This window comes from Bacillus sp. SIMBA_005, assembly GCF_046535585.1.
GTDB lineage: Bacteria > Bacillota > Bacilli > Bacillales > Bacillaceae > Bacillus > Bacillus pumilus.
Genome location: NZ_JAWRWI010000064.1, coordinates 1 through 415 on the forward strand (window position 1 = coordinate 1; position 415 = coordinate 415).

Annotated in this window: 1 pseudogene; it reads right to left on the reverse strand. The window is 51.6% G+C overall.

From position 1 onward, the window contains the following. Positions 1 to 50: 50 nt before the first annotated feature. Positions 51 to 415: pseudogene (locus SB660_RS19110) on the reverse strand (3-hydroxyacyl-CoA dehydrogenase); the annotation flags it as partial.

Consider the following 415-nt stretch of genomic DNA (forward strand, 5'->3'; position numbering starts at 1 on the left):
CCGGGGTTCTCGCACCGGCCACAATGACTGCTTCTCTCATAAACACCCTCCTAGTTCCGTAAAGGTTTGCCTTTGACGAGCATATGCTGCATTCTCGCTTGAGATTTCGCCTCGCCAGCGAGGCTTAAAAAGGCTTCTCTTTCAATCTCGAGTAAATATTCTTCTGAAACCTCCGTGCCGAACGGGACTCTTCCGCCGGCAATGACATGGGCCAGCTTCTTCGCAATCTTCATATCGTGATCGGATAAATAACCCGACCGTCTCATTTGGTCTGCTCCGAGCAGTAATGCCGCACAGCCGGTTTCTCCAGTGACTTTCACTTTTTTGCGGGCAGGCGGACGGTATCCGCTGTCATATAAGGAAGCAGCCAGCTGTTTCGCATCGTGCAGCAGGTGATCCTGATTCATGCTGATAC